20 protein-coding genes are annotated in these 20066 nt (G+C 59.7%); 15 read left to right on the forward strand and 5 right to left on the reverse strand.

Going from position 1 to position 20066, the window contains the following annotated elements; genetic code table 11:
- A partial coding sequence (locus GVK32_RS22120) for a molybdopterin oxidoreductase family protein (protein ID WP_304623232.1) occupies positions 1-677 on the forward strand: 677 nt, incomplete at its 5' end.
- A gap of 125 nt (positions 678-802) precedes the next feature.
- Here the strand turns inward: GVK32_RS22120 and GVK32_RS22125 are convergent.
- Positions 803-1573 (reverse strand): DeoR/GlpR family DNA-binding transcription regulator, encoded by a 771-nt coding sequence (locus GVK32_RS22125; protein WP_045858664.1) that lies wholly within the window; start codon positions 1571-1573, stop codon positions 803-805.
- 91 nt (positions 1574-1664) lie between these two features.
- Here GVK32_RS22125 and GVK32_RS22130 point away from each other — a divergent pair, with 91 nt between their 5' ends.
- Both GVK32_RS22130 and GVK32_RS22135 read left to right on the forward strand, forming a co-directional pair.
- Entirely contained in the window at positions 1665-2048 is a 384-nt protein-coding gene (locus GVK32_RS22130) for a VOC family protein (protein ID WP_041145950.1), read from the forward strand.
- A 35-nt stretch (positions 2049-2083) separates the two neighbouring features.
- The gene (locus tag GVK32_RS22135; RefSeq protein ID WP_159872374.1) at positions 2084-2725 is read left to right on the forward strand and encodes a CatA-like O-acetyltransferase, family 1; all 642 of its coding nucleotides are present in this window, start codon (positions 2084-2086) and stop codon (positions 2723-2725) included.
- A gap of 46 nt (positions 2726-2771) precedes the next feature.
- On the opposite strand, the gene GVK32_RS22140 is transcribed toward GVK32_RS22135, so the two are convergent.
- Positions 2772-3275 carry a DUF1543 domain-containing protein gene (locus GVK32_RS22140; RefSeq protein ID WP_159872376.1) on the reverse strand — a complete coding sequence of 168 codons (504 nt, stop codon included), beginning with the start codon at positions 3273-3275 and terminating at the stop codon, positions 2772-2774.
- A 277-nt stretch (positions 3276-3552) separates the two neighbouring features.
- On the opposite strand from GVK32_RS22140, the gene GVK32_RS22145 reads away from it, so the two are divergent.
- The 9 genes from GVK32_RS22145 (at position 3553) to GVK32_RS22185 (ending at position 13154) form a co-directional block, all read left to right on the forward strand.
- Entirely contained in the window at positions 3553-4776 is a 1224-nt protein-coding gene (locus tag GVK32_RS22145) for an SfnB family sulfur acquisition oxidoreductase (protein ID WP_159872378.1), read from the forward strand.
- 10 nt (positions 4777-4786) lie between these two features.
- Positions 4787-5452, forward strand: coding sequence for a methionine ABC transporter permease (locus GVK32_RS22150; RefSeq protein WP_370461189.1), 666 nt, complete (start codon positions 4787-4789; stop codon positions 5450-5452).
- A 74-nt stretch (positions 5453-5526) separates the two neighbouring features.
- On the forward strand, positions 5527-6303 hold the full coding sequence (locus tag GVK32_RS22155; protein WP_159872380.1) for a MetQ/NlpA family ABC transporter substrate-binding protein: 777 nt from the start codon (positions 5527-5529) through the stop codon (positions 6301-6303).
- 64 nt (positions 6304-6367) lie between these two features.
- On the forward strand, positions 6368-7396 hold the full coding sequence (locus GVK32_RS22160; protein ID WP_159872382.1) for a methionine ABC transporter ATP-binding protein: 1029 nt from the start codon (positions 6368-6370) through the stop codon (positions 7394-7396).
- Positions 7397-7559: 163 nt separating this feature from the next.
- Positions 7560-9263: an ABC transporter substrate-binding protein gene (locus GVK32_RS22165; RefSeq protein ID WP_159872384.1), complete on the forward strand. Its 1704-nt coding sequence runs from the start codon at positions 7560-7562 to the stop codon at positions 9261-9263.
- Between the two features lie 45 nt (positions 9264-9308).
- Positions 9309-10268, forward strand: coding sequence for an ABC transporter permease (locus GVK32_RS22170; protein ID WP_133598055.1), 960 nt, complete (start codon positions 9309-9311; stop codon positions 10266-10268).
- Positions 10268-11215: an oligopeptide ABC transporter permease gene (gene opp4C, locus GVK32_RS22175; RefSeq protein ID WP_370461187.1), complete on the forward strand. Its 948-nt coding sequence runs from the start codon at positions 10268-10270 to the stop codon at positions 11213-11215. The genes GVK32_RS22170 and opp4C overlap by 1 nt, the downstream gene beginning before the upstream one ends.
- Positions 11212-12192, forward strand: coding sequence for an ABC transporter ATP-binding protein (locus GVK32_RS22180; protein WP_159872386.1), 981 nt, complete (start codon positions 11212-11214; stop codon positions 12190-12192). The genes opp4C and GVK32_RS22180 overlap by 4 nt, the downstream gene beginning before the upstream one ends.
- Positions 12189-13154 carry an ABC transporter ATP-binding protein gene (locus GVK32_RS22185; protein WP_159872388.1) on the forward strand — a complete coding sequence of 322 codons (966 nt, stop codon included), beginning with the start codon at positions 12189-12191 and terminating at the stop codon, positions 13152-13154. The genes GVK32_RS22180 and GVK32_RS22185 overlap by 4 nt, the downstream gene beginning before the upstream one ends.
- A 106-nt stretch (positions 13155-13260) precedes the next feature.
- Here GVK32_RS22185 and GVK32_RS22190 read toward each other — a convergent pair whose 3' ends face one another.
- Together GVK32_RS22190 and GVK32_RS22195 are read right to left on the reverse strand one after the other, a co-directional pair.
- Positions 13261-15666: a membrane-bound PQQ-dependent dehydrogenase, glucose/quinate/shikimate family gene (locus tag GVK32_RS22190; protein ID WP_200842921.1), complete on the reverse strand. Its 2406-nt coding sequence runs from the start codon at positions 15664-15666 to the stop codon at positions 13261-13263.
- A gap of 497 nt (positions 15667-16163) precedes the next feature.
- A complete protein-coding gene (locus tag GVK32_RS22195) occupies positions 16164-17072 on the reverse strand; it encodes a DUF535 family protein (protein WP_159872390.1) in 909 nt (302 codons plus the stop codon).
- Between the two features lie 310 nt (positions 17073-17382).
- Here GVK32_RS22195 and GVK32_RS22200 point away from each other — a divergent pair, with 310 nt between their 5' ends.
- Complete coding sequence (locus GVK32_RS22200) at positions 17383-17523, forward strand: hypothetical protein (RefSeq protein WP_004102786.1); 141 nt, start codon at positions 17383-17385, stop codon at positions 17521-17523.
- Between the two features lie 110 nt (positions 17524-17633).
- Here GVK32_RS22200 and GVK32_RS22205 read toward each other — a convergent pair whose 3' ends face one another.
- Complete coding sequence (locus GVK32_RS22205) at positions 17634-18548, reverse strand: LysR family transcriptional regulator (RefSeq protein WP_200842922.1); 915 nt, start codon at positions 18546-18548, stop codon at positions 17634-17636.
- 142 nt (positions 18549-18690) lie between these two features.
- Here GVK32_RS22205 and GVK32_RS22210 point away from each other — a divergent pair, with 142 nt between their 5' ends.
- Positions 18691-19398: a CoA transferase subunit A gene (locus GVK32_RS22210; protein ID WP_041145964.1), complete on the forward strand. Its 708-nt coding sequence runs from the start codon at positions 18691-18693 to the stop codon at positions 19396-19398.
- A 2-nt stretch (positions 19399-19400) separates the two neighbouring features.
- Positions 19401-20057: a CoA transferase subunit B gene (locus GVK32_RS22215; protein WP_159872394.1), complete on the forward strand. Its 657-nt coding sequence runs from the start codon at positions 19401-19403 to the stop codon at positions 20055-20057.
- Positions 20058-20066 lie beyond the last annotated feature (9 nt).

The following is a 20066-nucleotide window of genomic DNA, read 5'->3' on the forward strand; positions in this document are numbered from 1 at the left end:
ACCCGATGCGCTACAGCAACACCCAGGAGATCTGGAACGAGCTGCGCCATCTGTGTCCGGACTTTTACGGCGCCACCTACGAGAAGATGGGCGAACTGGGTTACATCATGTGGCCGTGCCGCGACGAATCCGCCGCCGACCAGGGGACCTCTTATCTGTTTAAAGAGAGGTTCGCTACCCCCAACGGGCTGGCGCAGTTCTACACCTGCGACTGGGTTGCGCCGATCGACAGGCTCACCGGGGAGTATCCGATGGTGCTCTCAACGGTGCGCGAAGTCGGTCACTACTCGTGCCGCTCGATGACCGGTAACTGTGCGGCGCTGGCGGCGCTGGCGGACGAGCCGGGCTATGCGCAAATCAATACCGCCGACGCCGCGCGTCTGGGTATCGAGGATGAGGCACTGGTGTGGGTTAACTCACGTAAGGGCCGCATCATCACCCGCGCGCAGGTTAGCGAGCGGCCGAATAAGGGGGCGGTCTATATGACCTACCAGTGGTGGATTGGCGCCTGCAACGAGCTGGTAACCGAGAACCTGAGCCCGATAACCAAAACGCCGGAGTACAAGTACTGCGCGGTTAACATTGAGCGGATTGCCGACCAGCGCGCCGCCGAACAGTACGTGATTGATGAGTACAGTAAGCTAAAAGCCCGCCTGCGCGAAAGCGCGATGGGCTAAGTCAGACCGCTTTCCCGGGTAGCGACGTCAATGCCCTGCCCGGTGGCGGGGTTGTCGGGAATGCGTCGCCGCCTGCGAAGAACGCCCTTAGAAGAATGCGGACTTCATCCGCCGCCGGCCGGTCATCACACCGTATAAATGCGGATATCGTGCTCGCGAAACGTGGCGCTGTACTCGCGGCTGACGTTTTCTTCCACCACCAGCACATCGATAGCGCCGCTTTCGACCACTACAAAGCGGGCCACCGCCGGGATCTTGTCCGACGTCAGGCCAACAATAATTTCGCTACACTGCCTGATAACCGCTTTCTTAAATTCGCAGTCCGCGTAGTCAAATCCCGTCAGGCCGGACTCCGGCGCCATCGCGCAGCCGCCGATAAACCCCTGGTCAAAGAGAATCCCCTGCAGCTGCGCCACTGCCGAGGTGCCGACGCATCCCCCGGACGCCCGCTGTATCTGTCCGCCGAGGATCACCACGTCATAGAGCGGTTTTTTTAGCAATACGGCGGCTATTTCCGGCGAGTTCGTCACCACCGTCAGCGCCAACTCGGCGGGCAGCGCCTCGGCCATCGCCAGGTTGGTGGTTCCGGTATCGATAAAAATGCAGCCACCGGGCTTTACCAGCCTTGCGCATTGTTGCGCGATCCTGAGTTTTGTTGCCGTGTTTTTATCTTTACGTTCGCTATAGTCACCGGCCTCCGGCAGATTCATCACTGCCCCACCGTAGACCTTTTTGCAAAACCCACCTTTGCTAAGCTCATGTAAATCACGACGAATTGTGTGTTCAGAGACGTTCAGCCTGGTCGCCAGTTCGGCGCAAACCACCCTGCCGTTCTCCTGCAGGATCTGGCAAATGAGCGCTTGTCGCTGCTGAGGGAATGCAGCATAATCGAGCATGTAACATCCTTTTAATTATATAATCGAGCATTAGTGAGCATGATCATGCATCTGCTCTCCCTCTGTCAACACGCGTCAGGAGATATTCACGATGAAAGTAGCCCATATCGCGCTTTGGACCCGTCAGCTTGAGCAGCAGGCCCGCTTCTGGGTCGATTTCTTTGCCGGCGAGATTAACGATAAGTACTGCAGCCAGACGAATCACGGCTTTGCCTCCTACTTTGTGAAGATCGGCGACAATATTGCCATCGAGCTGATGACCAAGCCGGGGCTCAGCGAAGGGACGCCGGATAATAACCACACCGGCTGGGTGCACCTGGCCATTGCGGTAGGCGGAGCAGAAAAAGTTGATCTACTGGCGCAGCGCGCTGACGCGCAGGGTATTTTAGTCTCGCCGCCGCGCACCACCGGCGACGGCTACTATGAGGCGGTGATCAAAGACCCCGATGGCAATCTGATTGAAATCGTCGCATAGTCGTCTCTGACATCCGAACCAACCAGGAGCGCCCCGTGCCCGCCTACCACGTTATCGACAGAGAAACCTGGCATCGCCGGGAGCATTTCGAATTTTATCGCACGTTTGCCAACCCCAGCTTTAACCTCTGCGTACCGCTTGAAGCGCAACGACTGTACGAATGCGCCAAAGACCGGCAGATCTCCTTTTTCCAGCTGGCGCTCTACGCCCTGCTGCGGGCGGCCAACGCTATTCCTGAGCTCAAACAGCGGATGCTGGGCGACGAGATTATTGAATACGATGAGATAGCAGTGATGACGCCGGTGATGACCGCTCAGGAGGGGTTTCGCCAGGTGTGGTGCGACAACGCCGCCGATTTTGCCGCCTTTAACCGGGCGGCAACGCCGGGCATTGAGGCGGCAAAAACCACCGATCCGGCGCCGCTTATCGTCAACGGCGAGCACTTCTTCTGCGCCAGCTGCCTGCCGTGGCTGCATTTCAGCGCCATCACCCATGCCGAATATTATGTCGGCGCCGCGGTGCCCGCCCTCACCTGGGGCAAACTGAAAAACGGCGTAATTCCGGTCGCGGGTAAGTTCAACCACGCCTTCGTTGACGGCCTGCACGCCAGCCGCTTCTTCGCCGAAATAGAGGCGGGGTTTGCCGATCCAGACGCGCTATGGCGGCCGCTGCCCTGAAACGCTATCCCGCCCGCTGACGCCCCTCAGCGGCTTCGGCGCGGGGCTAGCGCCCGATCGGCTGGTAGCCCTGCCATTCAGGTTTCGCCGCCGTTCCCGCCGCGTTGGGCGTCAGGTGCAGATACCAGTCGCCCACCTTATCCAGAAGCAGGCAGTCATCAACCTCTTTGAGATTATCTTTATGCTGCTGATCCACGCCCCGCAACAGCGTGCGCAGCGCCTTCTCTTTCGCTTCCCGCGCGTCCCGCGCCGCGAAAAGGTCAAACTCGTGCAGTTCCGCCAGCGTATCCGGCCGATAGCCCCCGGCATTCACAAAGAACAGCCTGACGTCGGCCGCCGGGGGCTGCTTCGCTAATACCACGTCGTAGCCATCAGCCCAGGTAATCTGACTGTAGCCATCGATATGAATTTTATCGGCATCACCAAACCACGCCGCGCGCAGAGCGGGCCAGGCATCCTCGGGTTTTTCCGCCGCCACAAACTGAATATCGTGCACTTCAATATTCGATTTTCCCGAATTGCCGCCAACATAGAACATAAATAGCTTCACTTCAGATCCCCTGCATCGTTATTTTCGCTATATATAAGACTATATAACGAAGATTTCAGCAAGCCGGCTGTCGCAAATGCAGCAGCCCGCATTCAGCGCAGCTGCATTTGCAGCATCTTCTCTGCAGACACAAAAACCTAACTCGTTGATTATAAATCAAATAAAAATTTAATTTTCTGGCACAGCCTTTGCTACCTGATTATATAACTCATTGGAATTATAGATTATTTAGTTATCTATTTTTTGCATATAGCACGGTAATCAGGATGGGATCAGCATGCCAGAAAGCACACAGCCGGTTAGTTACACCCGTTTCGCCCCGCGGGCGCACGTTATCAGCAGCGATGAAGAGGCGGTGGCCATCGCCCATGAGATAGCGCTGGTGCTGCAGCCCGGCGCCGCCGAGCGCGACCGCAGCGCCGTTGTGCCACCCGAGATCGTCGATACCTTTTCCAATAGCGGGCTATGGGGCATTACGGTACCGCGCCGCTGGGGCGGAGCCGAGGTCTCTGCCGCTACGCTGGCGCAGGTTATCGCCATTATCTCCGCCGCCGACCCTTCGCTGGGGCAAATCCCGCAGAACCACTACTGCCTGCTGGAGGATATTCGCCTGCAGGGCAGCGATGAGCAGCGCGCCTTCTTCTTTAACCTCGTCCTGCAGGGGCACCGCTTTGCCAACGCCCTCTCAGAAACCGGGGGTAAAACGGTTCTCGATATCCGCACCCGGCTTGAAGCCCGCGCGGAGGGCCTGTATATCAACGGCCGCAAAGGCTACTGCACCGGTTCGCTCTACGCCCACTGGATCGGCATTCTGGCGCTGGACGCCGACGACAACGCGCAGCTGGCGTTTGTCCCTCGCGACAGCGCGGGGCTGACCGTGGTCGACGACTGGGCCTGCCTCGGGCAGCGCAATACCGCCAGCGGGACGGTGCTAGCCGAGGATCTGGCGGTCGAGCCGTTTCATCTGTTTCCGACGTGGCAATCCTACGCCACGCCAACTCTCGCCGGGCCCTTCGCGCAGCTCACCACCGCCGCCATCGATGCCGGCATCGCCCGGGCGGCCCTCAACGACACGGTGGCGTTCGTGCGCGAGTTCGCCCGGCCGTGGATTGACGCCGGGGTAGAGCGCGCCGGCGACGACCCGCTCACCATCTACCATATCGGGCAGATCGACAGCCGGCTGGCCGCCGCCGAGGCGCTGCTGGAGCGGGCGGGTAAAACCCTCGATCGCTACCGCCACGCGCTCAACGAGGAGAACGTGGCGCTGGCTTCGGTTGCCGTCGCCCGCGCAAAGGTATTCACCACCGAAGTGGCGCTGGAGGCCGCCAGCCGCCTGTTTGAGCTCAGCGGCACCCGCGCCGCCGCCAGCAGCAATAACCTCGATCGCCACTGGCGTAACGCCCGCGTCCATACCCTGCACGACCCGGTGCGCTGGAAGTATCAGTTGCTGGGCAACTGGGTGCTGAACGGCGTTCGCCCACAGCGCCACGACTGGAACTAAGGTGGCAACGGTGCTGGAATTTTTTGCCGAAATCGACTGGAACGACGTGGCGCAGGCCGCTATCGATACCCTGACGATGCTGGGCTGGTCGCTGGGCTTTACCGTCCTGATTGGCCTGCCGCTGGGGATCGTGCTCTACCTGACCGGCCAGCCCCGGCTGCTGCACGCCCCGCGGCTTTATCGCCTGCTGTCGCTGGCCGTCAACGTGCTGCGCTCTCTGCCGTTTATCATTTTGCTGATCGTGATGATCCCGGTCACTACCTTCATCACCGGCACCTCGCTGGGGGTACAGGGCACCATTCCGCCGCTGGTGGTCGGCTGCGCGCCCTTCTTCGCCCGGCTGGTCGAAACGGCGCTGCGCGAAGTGGATCACGGGCTGGTGGAGGCCAGCTGGTCGATGGGCGGCAACACCTGGCAGCTGATCTGGCACACCCTGCTGCCCGAGTCGCGCTCGGGGCTGGTGGCCGCGGTGACCGTCACCGCCATTCTGCTGGTGGACTACACCTCGATGGCGGGAGTGATTGGCGGCGGCGGTCTCGGTGACCTGGCAATCCGCTTTGGCTATCAGCGCTTTCAGACCGACGTTATGGTCGTCACCGTGCTGCTGCTGATTGCCCTGGTGCAGATATTACAAATGAGCGGCGACCGCCTCGTGCGGTCGATAAGCCGTAAATAAAGGATGCCCGCCCTCTTCCCGCTGCCACAACCGGTTGACGGGCATCCGTCGCGCAAACATTAAAGGAAAAGATGATGAAAAAAACGCTTATCGCCGCCGGGCTGCTGGCCCTGTTCTCTTTATCGGCCGCCGCCAACGAAACGCTGACCGTCGGCGCCACGCCGGTCCCGCACGCGGAGATCCTCGAATTCGTCAAACCGGTGCTGGCGAAAGAAGGGGTCGATTTAAAAATCAAAGTCTTCAACGACTTTATTCAGCCTAACCAGCAGCTGGCGGAAAAAAATCTCGACGCTAACTACTACCAGTACCGGCCGTTCCTCGATAACTACAATCAGACGCGACACACCCATCTGCTGCCGGTGGTGGGCGTGCATATCGAACCGTTTGGCGCCTACTCCAGCAAGTACAAATCCATTAAAGCGGTACCGGACGGCGCCACCATCGCCATCCCCAACGATCCGGTCAATACCGGCCGCGCGCTGGTGATGCTCAGCAACGCGGGGCTCATCACCCTGAAAAACCCGCAGGACCCGCAGTCGGCCACCCGGGATATCGTCAGCAATCCGCACCGTTTCAAAATTCGCGAGCTGGAGGGGGCGATGCTGGCACGGGCGGTGAATCAGGTCGACCTGGCGTTTATCTTTGCCAACTATGCGCTGGAGGCCGGAATTGATACCGACAAAGCGCTGCTGGTGGAAAAAGGCAGCGATCTTTACGTCGAGTACCTGGTGGCCCGCCCCGACAACATCAACGATCCGGGGATCCAAAAGCTGGCGAAAGCCCTGCACTCCGAGGCGGTACGCAATTTCATCCTCACCCGCTATAAGGGCAAAATTGTGCCCGGTTTCTGACCGCTGAAATTGACCCGGCAGCGCCACCGCTGCCGCCATTTGCTGGCTAACGGAGGAGAATACCGTGACCAATGCGCCCACCGCGGTACCGCATATTGAGTTAACCCACATCGGTAAAGCCTATCCCACCGGCGTTCGGGCGCTGCAGGATATCAACCTGACGATTCACCAGGGCGAAATCTTCGGCATTATCGGGCGCAGCGGTGCCGGGAAATCCACCCTGCTGCGCCTGTTTAACCGCCTGGAAAGCGCCGACAGCGGCGAAATCATTATTCATGGCGAGCCTACCCGGCGCTATTTACCCGCCCAGCTGCGGGATCTGCGCCGCCGGGTGGCGATGATCTTTCAGCATTTCAATTTGATGTCGACGAAGACGGTGGCGCAGAACGTCGAGCTGCCGCTAAAAATGGCCGGCGTTCCCCGGGACGAAAGGCGGCGGCGGGTCGACGAAATGCTTGAGCTGGTGGGCCTTAGCGCCCTGCGCGACAGCTGGCCGTCGAGGCTCTCCGGCGGGCAGAAACAGCGTACCGGTATTGCCCGCGCGCTGGTCACCCAGCCGGAGATCCTGCTGTGCGATGAGGCGACCTCGGCGCTCGACCCGGAGAATACCTACGCCGTGCTGGCGCTGCTGCGAGAGATAAACCAGCGCCTCGGCCTGACCATTATCCTTATCACCCACGAGATGGACGTGATTCGTACGCTGTGCGATCGGGTGGCGGTGCTCGAACAGGGCAAAATTATTGAACAGGGCGAGGTGTGGCAGATTTTTGGCAATCCGCAGCATGAGGTCACCCGCAGCATGACCGGGACGCTGCATCACGCGCGCCCCGGCGAGCCGGAGGCGCCGGTCGCCGGTCGCCAGGTGGTGACGCTCCACTTTGACGGCAGCAGCGGGCGGGAGCCCAATTTACAGCAGATCGCCAGCCTGCTCGGGGCCCAGGCCAGCCTGCTCTCCAGCAGCTGCGAGCATATCCAGGGGCGAACGATCGGCCAGATTAGAGTACGCCTGGCGCAGCCGCTGGACCTCGCCGCGCTGCGCCAGCACGGCTGGGTAGCGGACCGCTTCACCCTTGGCACGGAGGTGATAGCGTAAACCACTGCTCGTTTGCCAAAATCCGGCATTTTAATTCTGTATTATTGCTAATTCTAATTCGTCATAAATCATAGCTTTTCGGTGTTAGACAGTCGGAGGTGCGGCTCTTATCTTTCGTCATGAATTGTAAATTTAAGCGCAATCATTTGATGAGGGAGCACTTTTGTCCAGATTACTGCCCGGATTAAAAACCAAACGTTCGCGATTCTCGCTAGCTCTGAAAATCGCGCTCATTAGCGGCGCGGTGGCATTTTCTTCTGTCGCCACTGCGGATGATATTTTACAGGAAGGGATCACCCCGGCCACCGATGCCAGCCAGATCCCGGCGGCCGCCAAACTGCGTAAAGACACCGTGGTTGCCGGTATTTCCGAGCCGCAGGGCATCTTTAACCCCTACTTCTTCGTTAACGGCTGGGACGAAAACGTCACCAACGTCATCTTTTCACGGCTGATTGACTGGGACAGCCACGGTAATCTGGTGCCAGGGCTGGCCGAAAGCTGGACCGTCAGCGCCGATAACAAGGTCTACACCATCAAGCTGCGTCCCAATCTGACCTTCAGCGACGGCTCGCCGCTCACCGCCGAAGACGTGGCCTTTACGCTCACCGTGTTGCTGGACCCCAAATACGACGGCGATACCGACATCACGCTCGCCAATATTACCGGCGGTGCTGAATATAAGGCCGGTACGGCAGACAGCGTGAGCGGCCTGAAGGTGATCGACCCGCTGACGCTGCAGGTGACCACCAGCGAACCGGGCGCCACTACGCTTGCCAAAATCGGCGGCCCGGTGCTCTCCAAAGCTTACTACGGCAAGGGATATCAGCGCGGGCAGCTCGACTATCTGCGCACGCTGCACGGCAAACCGCTGGGCAACGGCCCTTACGTCTACGACAAGTATCTCCCGGGCCAGGAGATCCGCTTCCACGCCAACAGCCATTACTATCGCGGTACGCCGCCGACGCCGCGCTTTATCTATCGCGTCACCAATCCGTCCACCAACTTCCAGCTGTTCCAGACCGGCGAGACCGATTACGACGCCTTTACCTCACGCCCGGACGATATCGAACAGCTGAAAATGCTCGGCTTCGCCAACATCAACCTCTACGGCTCCAGCGACTACAGCCAGGTTGAATTCAACGTACGCCGCCCGGCGCTGCAGGATGTCAAAGTGCGCCAGGCGCTGATTTACGGCCTCGACCGGCAGAAGCTGATTGACGTGGTGTATCAGGGCTACGGCAAGGTGGCCATTGAGCCCATCGCCCCCATCTCCTGGGCCTACAGTGCAGAAGGCGTTAACCCGTATAAATACGACCCGGCACAGGCGAAAAAGCTGCTTGATGAGGCGGGCTGGAAGCCCGGACCGGACGGCATCCGGGTGAAAGACGGCAAGCGCCTGGAGCTGACGCTGCTGGTCAGTAAGAAGGTGCTCAACGATGCGCTGATCCCCATCGCCAAAGAGAACTGGCAGCAGATTGGCGTCCTGCTGAAACCACAGGTGGTGGACTTCAACGCCCTGATGGCCCAGCGCAAATCGGGTAACTACGATCTGGCCTCCTTCAGCACCAGCACGCTGAACGATCCGCACGACGGGGTGTGGGACTTCTACAGCAGCGAGGCGAAAGAGTCGGGCTATCACAATCCGCAGGTCGATAAGCTGATTAGCCAGGGCAATTCGGTGCTCGACGTGAACCAGCGCAAGCCGATTTACCACCAGCTGTACAAAGTGCTGGCGGAAGACCCGCCGGTTATCTTCCTCGGCTACCGCCAGATCCTCTCCGCCAGCAGCGCCAGGGTCAGCGGCTTTAAGCCGGATATCTATAACGGTCTGACCGGCAGCCTGCCGGACGTGAAAATCGCCAGGTAAAAATCGCCTCCGCCGGGGTTTCCCTGCGGGGGATATGAGAATGTTATGAGAAATTTCATCCTGAGACGGCTGCTGCAAACTCTGCCGATGCTGCTGCTGGCTTCCTTGATCATTTTTATGCTGTTCGCTAAAACCCCGGGCGACTTTATCGACGGTAATATCACTCTTACCGCCGCCCGCGCCGCCGAGCTGAAGGCCATCTACGGCCTCGACCAGCCCCTGTTCACCCGCTACCTGCACTGGCTCGGCCAGCTGCTGCGCGGCGACCTGGGCTTCTCGCTGCAGTACCAGATCCCGGTCAGCCAGCTGCTCAACCAGTACGTCTGGAACTCCTTTCTGCTGGCCAGCGTCGCGCTGGTTTTTTACTGGGGCATTGGCCTGACGGTGGGGATCGTTTCCGCCATGAAGCCCAACTCGCTGTTCGATCACCTGGTCAGCATCGCCGTCTTCGCCGCCATGTCCTTTCCGACCTTTTTCCTCTGCCTGCTGCTGATTAAGTGGTTCGCCGTCGATCTGCACTGGCTGCCGCCGGGGGGCATGACCAACACCGGCAGCGATGAGCGCGGCTGGGCCTATATCCTGCAGGTGGCGGCGCATCTGGCGCTGCCGGTGCTGGCGCTGGTGATGCTGCAGGCCGGTAGCCTGACGCGCTACTTTCGCGCCAGCATGCTTGAGGTGGTGAAAATGGATTTTATCCGCACCGCCCGCGCCAAGGGGCTGCGCGAACGCACGGTTATCTTCAGGCACGCGCTGCGCAACGCCCTGCTGCCGATTATCACCCTGCTCGGCTTTGAGCTGCCGGGGTTGTTTTCCGGCGCCATCATCACCGAAAAAGTCTTCAACTGGCCGGGAGCGGGCCATATTCATATCGACTCGCTGGCCGCCCGCGACTATCCGGTGCTGATGGGTTTTACCCTGTTTCTGGCGGTGCTGACGATCCTCGGCAACCTGATTGCCGACGTGCTCTACGCGTGGGCCGACCCGCGAATCCGAGTGAGGTCCTGATGCTTAGCTCCCTGTTTTCAACCAACCGTCGCCTGCGTAAAGCGACGATCCCGACGCTGGCGCAGATAGCGCCCTCCCCCTGGCGCCAGGCCTGGCAGGCGCTGAAGCGCAACCGACTGGCGATGCTGTGTCTGATAATCCTGCTGCTGATGGCGGCGTGGTGCGCGCTCGGTCCCCTGTGGTCACCGTGGAAAGATGATGCCACCGACGTGCTGATGATCAACAAGCCGCCAGGCGCCGAACACTGGCTGGGTACCGATTTTCTCGGCCGCGACGTCTATACCCGTCTGCTGCTGGCCGGGCGGATCTCACTGATTATCGGCCTTCTGACCATGCTGCTGTCGGTGACCCTGGGCTATCTGCTCGGCGCGGTCTCCGGCTACGCCGGCGGGCTGACCGACCGGCTGATCATGCGCCTGGCGGACCTGGTGATGACCATTCCCGGCCTGCCGCTGCTGATTGTCGCCGGGGCGATGCTCTCTGAACTCGATTTCTCCCCGGAGTCGCGGATCTACATGGTGGTGATAATGCTGAGCCTGCTGGAGTGGCCGAAGCTGGCGCGGCTGGTGCGCGGTCAGTGCCTGTCGCTGCGCGAGCGCGACTTTATGCTGGCCACCCGGGTGCTGGGCCTGTCGGCGCGCCGCCGCCTGTTTGGCCATCTGCTGCCCAATACCATTCCGATACTGGTGGTGATGGCGACGATGGCGGTCGCCAACGCCATTCTGAGCGAGTCGGCCCTCAGCTATCTCGGGCTCGGCGTAGTGCCACCCACCCCGTCGTGGGGCAACATGATGGACGCAGCCAACAGCCTGATCGATTTCCAGCGCCGCCCGTGGCTGTGGATGCCGCCGGGACTGGCTATTTTTATCACCGTTATCGCCATTAACGTGCTGGGCGACGGCCTGCGCGACGCGATGGACCCCAAAATGAAACAGAGGCTGAAATGAGCGCGCCGCTAATCACCTTTAACCAGCTTTCGGTCTCCTTTACCGGTGAAACAAGCCGCGTGCGGGCGGTGCAGGAGGTATCTTTCGCCATTCATGCCGGGCAAACCGTCGGCGTGGTCGGCGAGTCCGGCTGCGGCAAAAGCGTCACCGCGATGTCGCTGATGGGCCTGCTGCCTCCCCAGGCGGCGCGCATCGACGGTGGAGAGATTCTGTTCAACGGCGAGGATCTGCTGCGCCTGAAGGCGGGCAAAATGGCCGACCTGCGCGGCAACCGGCTGGCGATGATCTTCCAGGAGCCGATGAGCGCGCTCAATCCGGTATTCACCATCGGCGAGCAGCTGTGCGAACCGCTGATCCGCCATCGCGGTGAATCGGCAAAGGCCGCCTGGCAGCACGCCACGCGGCTGATTAACGACGTCGGACTGGCGCGGGCGGAGAACCTGATGAACAGCTACCCGCACCAGCTCTCCGGCGGGATGCTGCAGCGCATCATGATCGCGATGGCCCTGAGCTGCCGGCCGCAGCTGCTGATTGCCGACGAGCCCACCACCGCCCTGGACGTCACCGTGCAGGCGCAGATCCTCCAGCTGCTGCGCGATCGTTCCCGGGCCAGCCGGATGGCGATGATGCTGATCACCCACGACCTCGGCGTTATTGCGCAAATGGCAGAGCACGTGGTGGTGATGTACGCCGGCAGGGTTGTTGAACAGGGCCCGACGGCCGAGATATTACGCCACCCGCAGCACCCCTATACCCAGGGGCTGATTGCCTCCCGCCCGGTGCCCGGCGAGCGCCGTCGCCGCCTCTACTCGATCCCCGGACAGGTGCCGGATCTGGCCGCTCTTCCGCCGTACTGCGCCTTTGCCGATCGCTGCGCGCGCGCCAGCGAACGCTGCCGCCAGGGGATCCCCCCGCTGGCGGGCCGCGCCCAGCAGGTCGCCTGTTTTCACCCTGAGCTCGCGGAGGTTGTGGCATGAGCAGTGAATACGTCATCGAGGTCGAAGGACTTAAAAAGCACTTCCCGCTGCGCGACGGGCTGTTCGGTCAGCAAACCGGGGAGCTGCGGGCGGTGGACGGCGTGAGCTTTAAGATCCGTCCGGGGACCATTTTCGGCCTGGTGGGGGAATCCGGCAGCGGCAAAACCACCGTCGGGCGCACCCTGCTCGGGCTGTATGAGAAAACCGCGGGCAGCGTCAGGTATCGCGGCCGCGAGCTCAGCGCGCTCTCTTCGCACGAGATGCGGGCGCTGCGGCCGAAAATCCAGCTGGTCTTTCAGGACCCCTACAGTTCGCTGAACCCGCGAATTCGCATTGGCGACGCCATCGGTGAGGCGATGCTGGAGCACGGGCTGTGCAGCAAGGTGGAGCTGTATGACCGAACTATTGCGGTCATGCAGATTTGCGGCCTCGCGCCGCAGCATTACAACCGTTTTCCGCACGAATTTTCCGGCGGCCAGCGCCAGCGCATCGGCATCGCGCGGGCGCTAATCCTCAACCCGGATTTCATTATTGCCGACGAGCCGATTTCGGCGCTGGACGTTTCCATCCAGGCGCAGATCATTAACCTCTTTTCCGACCTGCGCGACGACCTGGGGGTTACGTTCCTGTTTATCTCCCACGACCTCGGAGTGGTGGAGCATCTGTGCGATGACGTGGCGGTGATGTACCTCGGACAGCTGGTGGAAACCGCTAGTCGCGACGCGCTGTTTGCCCGGCCGCTGCATCCCTATACCCGGGCACTGCTGGCGGCGGTACCCACCTTAGACCCGCTGCGCGAACCGGCGGTGGTGGTGCAGGGCGAGATCCCTGACCCGTCAAACCCGCCGCCCGGCTGCCGCTTCTCCTCCCGCTGCCCGCAGGCCAGCGAACGCTGCCGCCGGGAAGTCCCCGCCCTCCGGGAGGTCGCCGCGGGGCATCACGTCGCCTGCCACGGCGTTTAGTTCACCCGGCCGGCTGCGGGCGAAAAAAAACCTGCCGCTCGTTCAGCGGCAGGTTTTTTTCCCCTGGGGGAGCTAATCCTCGGTATGCGTGGAGAGCCCGCGGGCGCTACTCGTCGAGGGCGTAGGCGATGATATCGTCGCCGACGTCCGGCGAGTGGCTGGCGCCACCGGCTGAGATAACCACGTACTCTTTGCCCGTTTTCGGCGATTTGTAGATCAGCGGTGCGGCCACTGCGCCTACCGGCAGGCGCGCGCGCCACAGCTCTTTCCCGGTCGCCGAATCCAGCGCCCGTAGATAGTTATCCTGGGTACCGGCAAAGAAGATCAGCCCGGAAGCGGTCGAGGTTGGGCCGCCCAGGGTCGGCATTCCCAGAGGAATATGCAGATGGGTTTTCAGCCCCAGCGGACCGGTATCTTCGACCGAGCCCAGCGGCACCTGCCACAGCAGCTGGCGGCTATTGAGGTCAACGGCGCTCATGGTGCCGAACGGCGGCGTGTTGCACGGTACGCCCAGCGCAGACTGCAGAATATCGATCCGCACGCCGCCGTACGGCCCGGCGATCTGCGGACGGACGGTGCCCATAAAGCCCGGGACTTCGTCGGTGGAGACCTTGTATTTCGCCATATCTTCCTGACGCACCAGCGACATTCTCAGCGGCATACGCATGTCATTAACAAACAGCGTCCCGGTGCGCTCATCGATGGTGATGCCGCCCCAGTTCATGCCGCCCAGCAGGCTCGGCCATTCGATATACGGCTTCTCTGACGGCGGCGTATACATTCCAAGATAGGTGGACTCTTTAAAGTCAATGCGGCAAATCAGCTGGTCAAACGGCGTCACGCCCCACATTGATTTCTCGGTTAACGGCTCGACGCCGAGCTGCGGCATGCCGCTAGAGAACGGCTGGGTCGCGGAGAGACGCTCGCCTTCCGCCCCGCCCTGCGCCACCGGGCGCTCCTCTACGCGGGTCACCGGCTTGCCGGTACGGCGGTCAAGGACGTAGATTTGGCCGGTTTTGGTGGTCTGAATCAGTACCGGGACCTCTTCGCCCTGGTCGTTCTTCATGTGGAACAGCACCGGCTGGGACGGCAGGTCATAATCCCAAATATCGTGGTGCACGGTCTGGAACACCCACTTCGTTTCACCGGTACTGGCATCGACCGCCACCACCGAGGAGCCGTACTTCTCTTTGGCTTCGTTACGATCGCCGCCCCAGTAATCCGGCGGACCGTTGCCGGTCGGCAGATAGACCAGGTTCAGCTCTTTATCAAAGCCCGGTACCGTCCACACGTTCGGGGTTTCGAGGGTGTACACGCGCCCTTTTTGCGGATCGGTCACATTTTCCGGATGGCCAATGTCCCAGGCCCACACCACCTTACCGCTGCGCACGTCAAAGGCGCGGACTACGCCGGACGGCTCGCCGTGGACGATATCGCGAACCCAGCCGCCGAGAACCGCGATGTGCCCCATAATCACCGGCGTTGAGGTTGGGTGATAGCGCTTGCTGTTTTCGGTGTTATCCATCCCCTGCTTCAGATCGACGCTGCCGTGAGTGCCGAAGTCTTCGCACAGTTCACCGGTTTTCGCATTCAGCGCCAGCAGGCGGGCGTCAACGGTGGAGACCAGAATCCGCTGCGGGCACTGCTGCAGTGACGGGCTGGCCTTCTCCTCGGCGCTCAGCGAGGTGTCGCTTTGCACGTCGTAATAGCCCACGCCGCGGCAGGTAACGTGCTCTGCGGTCTGCGCGTGCGGGTCAAAGCGCCAGCGCGCTTTACCTGTGTCGGCATCGATGGCAGTCACCACGTTGAGCGGCGTACAGGAATAGAGGGTATCGCCAATCTGCAGCGGGGTATTTTCATCAACCCCGATCCCCGCGCCGGTCAGCCGACGGCCGGTGTGGTAGGTCCAGGCCACCTTCAGGTTTTTGACGTTTTGCGGGGTGATTTGGTCATAAGGCGCGAAGCGGGTGCCGGAAGCGTCACGGCCGAAGAACTCCCAGTTATCGCTTTGCGCGGCCTCGGCCGGCCTGCCGTCGGTCGCCGCTTGGACGACGCCGTTATGGATGCCGCCGTGCGGATAGAATGCCGATACCAGTGTCGCCAGCAGGGCGATGAAAATCACCGCGGCGCTGCGGTTCGCGTAGCGGATCTGCGCGCGTTTAAGCGGCAGGGTCGCGGCCAGCCACAGGCCCAGCATCAGCAGCAGAGCGGGAACCACCAGCCGCGGGATCAGGCCCCAGTAGCTAAGCTGGACTTCGTACAGCGCCCAGACCAGGGTCAAAAAGAAGGTAATAATTGCGAAAGGGAGAACGTATTTACTGCGGATAAGGTAGCCGACGGCGATAACCATGTAGGCCAGGCCCGCCAACAGATACCAGGCGCTGCCGCCAAGAGAGAGGAGCTTGCCGCCCCAGATAGTTAAGAACAGACCAATGCAAAAACTCAATAACACAAATAGCAGGCGCCAGGCGGTGAAGAACATCCCTCTGCCGCTACCTCGTTGTTCGTCCATATTTCATCCCATACGACGTTAGTCGTTATAACCAATGTATTTATTTTAAACAGTGCTTTATTGACATAATTAAGGCACAGACCACATAACATACTGGTTTGACGCTCCTGAGCGGAGCGAAGAACGTAAGAAAGTATATGATTTTGTAAATTTTATGTAAAACTATCCAGCATTTTATGTTTAAATTTTTTTAATTTATAAAAGGAAGTTGATAGACGAAGCGGTTTTAAGCACCACGACGCGAGGCGGGAAGATGGCACGATGGTCGAAGAGAATAAGGAGTGGTCCGGAGCAACTGGAAGCTATCCCGAACAGGAGGGAGCGATACGGAGCCTGCGGAAGATTGCGGGCTAGTGCCTGCTAGTACGGGAGAGAGTGGGCAATAGCTGGCGATGATGGGAGATAGCGGGAGAGGGTTATAAATAGCCTGAGATGGTGGGAGATTGCCGGCCAACAGCCCCCTGTTGACCGACTCCCGACAACCCCGCCGCTGCAGATTAACCGGCGTTAAGACGCCCGCCAAGCTGCTGGATTGAAGCCGCAAGCTCGTGCTGCGCCAGCTCCTTCAAACTTTCACGTTTGATAAACTGGCTGCGATGCTTACTTTTGACCTCTTCAAGGCTTTTCTTTATTTCCTGCGACGGCAGCTTATACCAACCGCGACGATGCTGCTCACCGCCCACTTCCAGCCACAGCGCAGCGTAATTAGTCATTACTTTGTCGCTTTTAACGTGGAAATTGCTGTCAACCGCATAGATCTCTTTAATATTACAGTGCTGTAAAAAACCGTACAGCAGCGTGATAATTAAATTTTTAGGTCGGATACCGTGAAGCTCCTTAGTCAAGACTTTAATTTCATCACCGGTCACGTCTTTCCCCCCCTGAATACCGCCAATATAAGCGCGGCCGTCGGCGGTACAGGAAAAACAGAGACTGTAGATGCGTCTATTATCGAGAAGCATTAACAGCATCAGCTCCCCTTCTTCCTGAAAAGGCGATGCCAGCAGCTTAACGTCAATGCTGGTACCATTTTTCAGCGGAACGGTCGCTACCGTCAGCCCAAACTCCGTCACGTTATACAGCTGCGGCATGATCGCTGCGGAAAATGTTTTTTCCATAAAAATCAACGAGCCGTAGGCGATATCGAGTTTGGTTCTCTTTGACAACTTCTTATTTAAATAGGCTTTGAAGGGTTTATCCTGAAAGCTGACCAGCCCCTCCGTGGCGCCGGTTAATCTGGCGCAAACGTATTTATCACACAGCGCCCGGTATTCCCTATATTTGCCCCCTGCCAGAGGTATTTCTCTGCATCGACGTAACACCTTCTTATATTTGAGTTTAACATTACAAATGAGTTTATTATTTTTTCGCCATTCTTTGATGGCGACTGCTGCTGTTATAGCCATCGATCAAGATCCATAGAATCAACCATAATCACGGCAATAATATCATAAATCATTCAAGTCAACGCTTAGTTACCCGTTCGTTGTCCTTTCATTTAATAAATAGCCAGGTGATCATTCTTTAAAACCTGAAATTAAATTCAGCCCGCCTGTCAACTCTCATTATTAGCAGTCAGCTTCATTATTTATCACCTGCAGGGGGAAACGGATGCGGGTTACCGCTACGTGCTGTCAACGACGGCACGGGGTGCCCCCTCGCCCGTTTTGCCCTATAATCTGGCCACGGTCAAAACTGAACTAAAGTGGGTAACTCATGGAAATTGATCTCGACAACCTGGTTTTTAGCGGTCTGGAAGAGGCGCAGGAGCGTAATGCTGAACGCCTTGAAGACGCGGATAAGAAAGCCCAGGCGATCGTTGCCGATGATGATTGCGGCGACGCCTGCAAAATCTGATTTCTGAACCGGCCGACGAGGCCGGTTTTTTTATGCCCCTCCCCGCTGAAATTGTCCCCTTTCCCGGGGAAATTAATTCCCCAGGCCGGCGCTGCGGGCCTGCGTCAGCATTACGGCAAATACCGTCCCTGCGGCCAGGCGGGCAGAAAACCCTTCAGCGTGTCCAGCAGCGCCTGCGCCGCTTTTGAGAGCTGCATATGTCCGGCGTGGATCACCCCGATGCATTTTTCAATCGGCGGGTTATCCAGCGGCAGGCACACCGCCCCCAGCGCCGCCATCTGCGAGCGGCACAGCGCCGGCACCGCGCTGCCGCCGAGGCCACTGGCGACCATCCGCCCCACCGTCACCAGCTGGTGGCTCTCCAGCGCCACGTCGAGCTTAAGCCCGCTGCGCGCCAGCTCCTCCTCGAGCATCAAACGCACCGCCGACGGCCGCTGGAGGGTAATAAAATCCAGCGTCAGCAGCTCCCGCCACGAAAGATGGCTTTTGCTGGCTAAGGGGGACTCTTTCGGCACTATCGCCACGAAGCGGTCTACGGCGAGAGGCGTAAAAAGCAGATTGTTGGTCGGCGCGGGCTCAAAGGCGATGCCCATCTCCACTCGCCCTTCGCGAACCATTTCAATCACCTGTTCGTTGATAACGTCGTGAACCGTGACGTTAATCGCCGCATAGCGGTCGCGGAAGGCTTTCAGCACCTCGGGCAGCACGTTCGCGGCAAAGGAGGGCATCGCGGCGATGGAGATCTTTCCCCGCTGCAGGGTAAAGCTCTGGCGCATCGCCTCTTCGGCGTTATCCCAGTCCGCCAGCAGCTGGCGGGCCATCGGTAGAAAAATCTCGCCCTCCTGCGTCAGCGTCACTTTACGGGTGCTGCGCTGCAGCAGAGGGCCGCCTAAAACCTCTTCCAGCCCCTTGATTGTCAAACTGAGCGCCGGCTGGGAAAGATTCAGCCTCTCGCTGGCGTGAGCGAAATTCAGAGTGTGAGCTACCGCTAAAAACGCGCGTAACTGTTTGACACTCATTCTCATTTTTTACCCTGTTAACTAATTGAAAAAATTTAGTTAACAGTAAATTAATAAAAAAACCAAATGAGTGGGTCACAAATTCAAAATTAACAAATCAGTCTTCGCCCCCAATGATAACCCTATCGCAAGCCAGCAGAGGTGAAACATGGCAGGACTGGATAAGCGCGTCGCCAGCTACGAAGCGGCGCTGGAAGGATTAACCGACGGAATGACGGTACTGGCGGGCGGCTTTGGCCTCTGCGGGATCCCGGAAAACCTCATCGCCGAAGTGAAGCGCCGCGGGACGCAGGGCCTGACGGTGGTGTCCAATAACTGCGGCGTCGACGGCTTTGGCCTCGGCATGCTGCTGGAGAGCCGCCAGGTGCGCAAGGTGGTGGCCTCCTACGTGGGCGAAAACGCGCTCTTTGCCCAGCAGGCGCTGAGCGGCGAGCTCGACGTCGAGCTCACCCCCCAGGGCACGCTGGCGGAGAAAATTCGCGCCGGCGGGGCCGGTATTCCGGGGTTTTACACCGCCACCGGCTACGGTACGCCGGTGGCCGAAGGCAAAGAGGTGCGCCAGTTTGCCGGCAAGCACTACATCCTCGAAGAGGCCATCAGCGGCGATTTCGCCCTGATTAAGGGCTGGAAGGCCGACTGGTACGGCAACGTTATCTATCGCCACACCGCGCAAAACTTTAATCCGCTGATGGCCGCCGCCGGGCGCATTACGGTGGTGGAAGTGGAAGAGATTGTCCCCCCAGGCGAGCTGCCGCCAGCCACCATTCATACTCCTGGTATCTACGTTGACAGGCTGATCGTCGGGAACTTTGAGAAACGTATTGAGCAGCGCACGCTGCGCGCGGGGAACCTCTGACTATGCTGACTCGTGAACAAATGGCGATGCGCGTCGCCCGGGAGCTGCGCGACGGCGACTACGTCAACCTCGGTATCGGCATCCCGACGCTGGTCGCCAACTACATCCCCGACGGCATCGACGTGATGCTGCAATCTGAAAATGGCCTGCTCGGCATGGGCGGCTTTCCGCTGGAAGAGCAGCTCGACGCCGACATGATTAACGCCGGTAAACAGACCGTCACCGCCCGCGTCGGCGCGGCAATTTTTGACTCCGCGCAGTCCTTCGCCATGATCCGCGGCGGCCACGTCGACCTGACCGTGCTCGGCGCCTTCGAAGTGGACGTGCAGGGCAATATTGCCTCGTGGATGATCCCCGGGAAAATGGTCAAGGGCATGGGCGGAGCGATGGACCTGGTGGCCGGGGCGCAGAACATCATCGTGGTGATGACCCACGCCTCAAAGGATGGCGAATCCAAGCTGCTGGCGCAGTGCACCCTGCCGCTCACCGGCGTCGGCTGCATTCAGCGGGTGCTGACCGACCTCGCCCTGCTGGAGATTATCGACGGGGCATTTGTGCTGCGCGAATACGCCCCGGGCATCAGCGTCGCGGAGATTGTCAGCAAAACCGCCGGCCGCCTGATCGTCCCTGACGACGTGCGCGAAATGCGCTTCAACTGAGGAGATCCC

This window comes from Klebsiella sp. 18074, assembly GCF_902705905.1.
In the GTDB taxonomy this organism is placed as follows: Bacteria; Pseudomonadota; Gammaproteobacteria; order Enterobacterales; family Enterobacteriaceae; genus Klebsiella; species Klebsiella terrigena.

What these genes read in the sequence shown, in the direction of transcription:
- GVK32_RS22205 (WP_200842922.1), bottom strand. Translation starts at nt 18,548, where the DNA reads ATGAGAATGAGTGTCAAACAGTTACGCGCGTTTTTAGCGGTAGCTCAC.
- GVK32_RS22195 (WP_159872390.1), bottom strand. Translation starts at nt 17,072, where the DNA reads ATGGCTATAACAGCAGCAGTCGCCATCAAAGAATGGCGAAAAAATAAT.
- GVK32_RS22125 (WP_045858664.1), bottom strand. Translation starts at nt 1,573, where the DNA reads ATGCTCGATTATGCTGCATTCCCTCAGCAGCGACAAGCGCTCATTTGC.
- GVK32_RS22200 (WP_004102786.1), top strand. Translation starts at nt 17,383, where the DNA reads ATGGAAATTGATCTCGACAACCTGGTTTTTAGCGGTCTGGAAGAGGCG.
- GVK32_RS22170 (WP_133598055.1), top strand. Translation starts at nt 9,309, where the DNA reads ATGAGAAATTTCATCCTGAGACGGCTGCTGCAAACTCTGCCGATGCTG.
- GVK32_RS22145 (WP_159872378.1), top strand. Translation starts at nt 3,553, where the DNA reads ATGCCAGAAAGCACACAGCCGGTTAGTTACACCCGTTTCGCCCCGCGG.
- GVK32_RS22190 (WP_200842921.1), bottom strand. Translation starts at nt 15,666, where the DNA reads ATGGACGAACAACGAGGTAGCGGCAGAGGGATGTTCTTCACCGCCTGG.
- GVK32_RS22130 (WP_041145950.1), top strand. Translation starts at nt 1,665, where the DNA reads ATGAAAGTAGCCCATATCGCGCTTTGGACCCGTCAGCTTGAGCAGCAG.
- GVK32_RS22215 (WP_159872394.1), top strand. Translation starts at nt 19,401, where the DNA reads ATGCTGACTCGTGAACAAATGGCGATGCGCGTCGCCCGGGAGCTGCGC.
- opp4C (WP_370461187.1), top strand. Translation starts at nt 10,268, where the DNA reads ATGCTTAGCTCCCTGTTTTCAACCAACCGTCGCCTGCGTAAAGCGACG.
- GVK32_RS22155 (WP_159872380.1), top strand. Translation starts at nt 5,527, where the DNA reads ATGAAAAAAACGCTTATCGCCGCCGGGCTGCTGGCCCTGTTCTCTTTA.
- GVK32_RS22180 (WP_159872386.1), top strand. Translation starts at nt 11,212, where the DNA reads ATGAGCGCGCCGCTAATCACCTTTAACCAGCTTTCGGTCTCCTTTACC.
- GVK32_RS22210 (WP_041145964.1), top strand. Translation starts at nt 18,691, where the DNA reads ATGGCAGGACTGGATAAGCGCGTCGCCAGCTACGAAGCGGCGCTGGAA.
- GVK32_RS22185 (WP_159872388.1), top strand. Translation starts at nt 12,189, where the DNA reads ATGAGCAGTGAATACGTCATCGAGGTCGAAGGACTTAAAAAGCACTTC.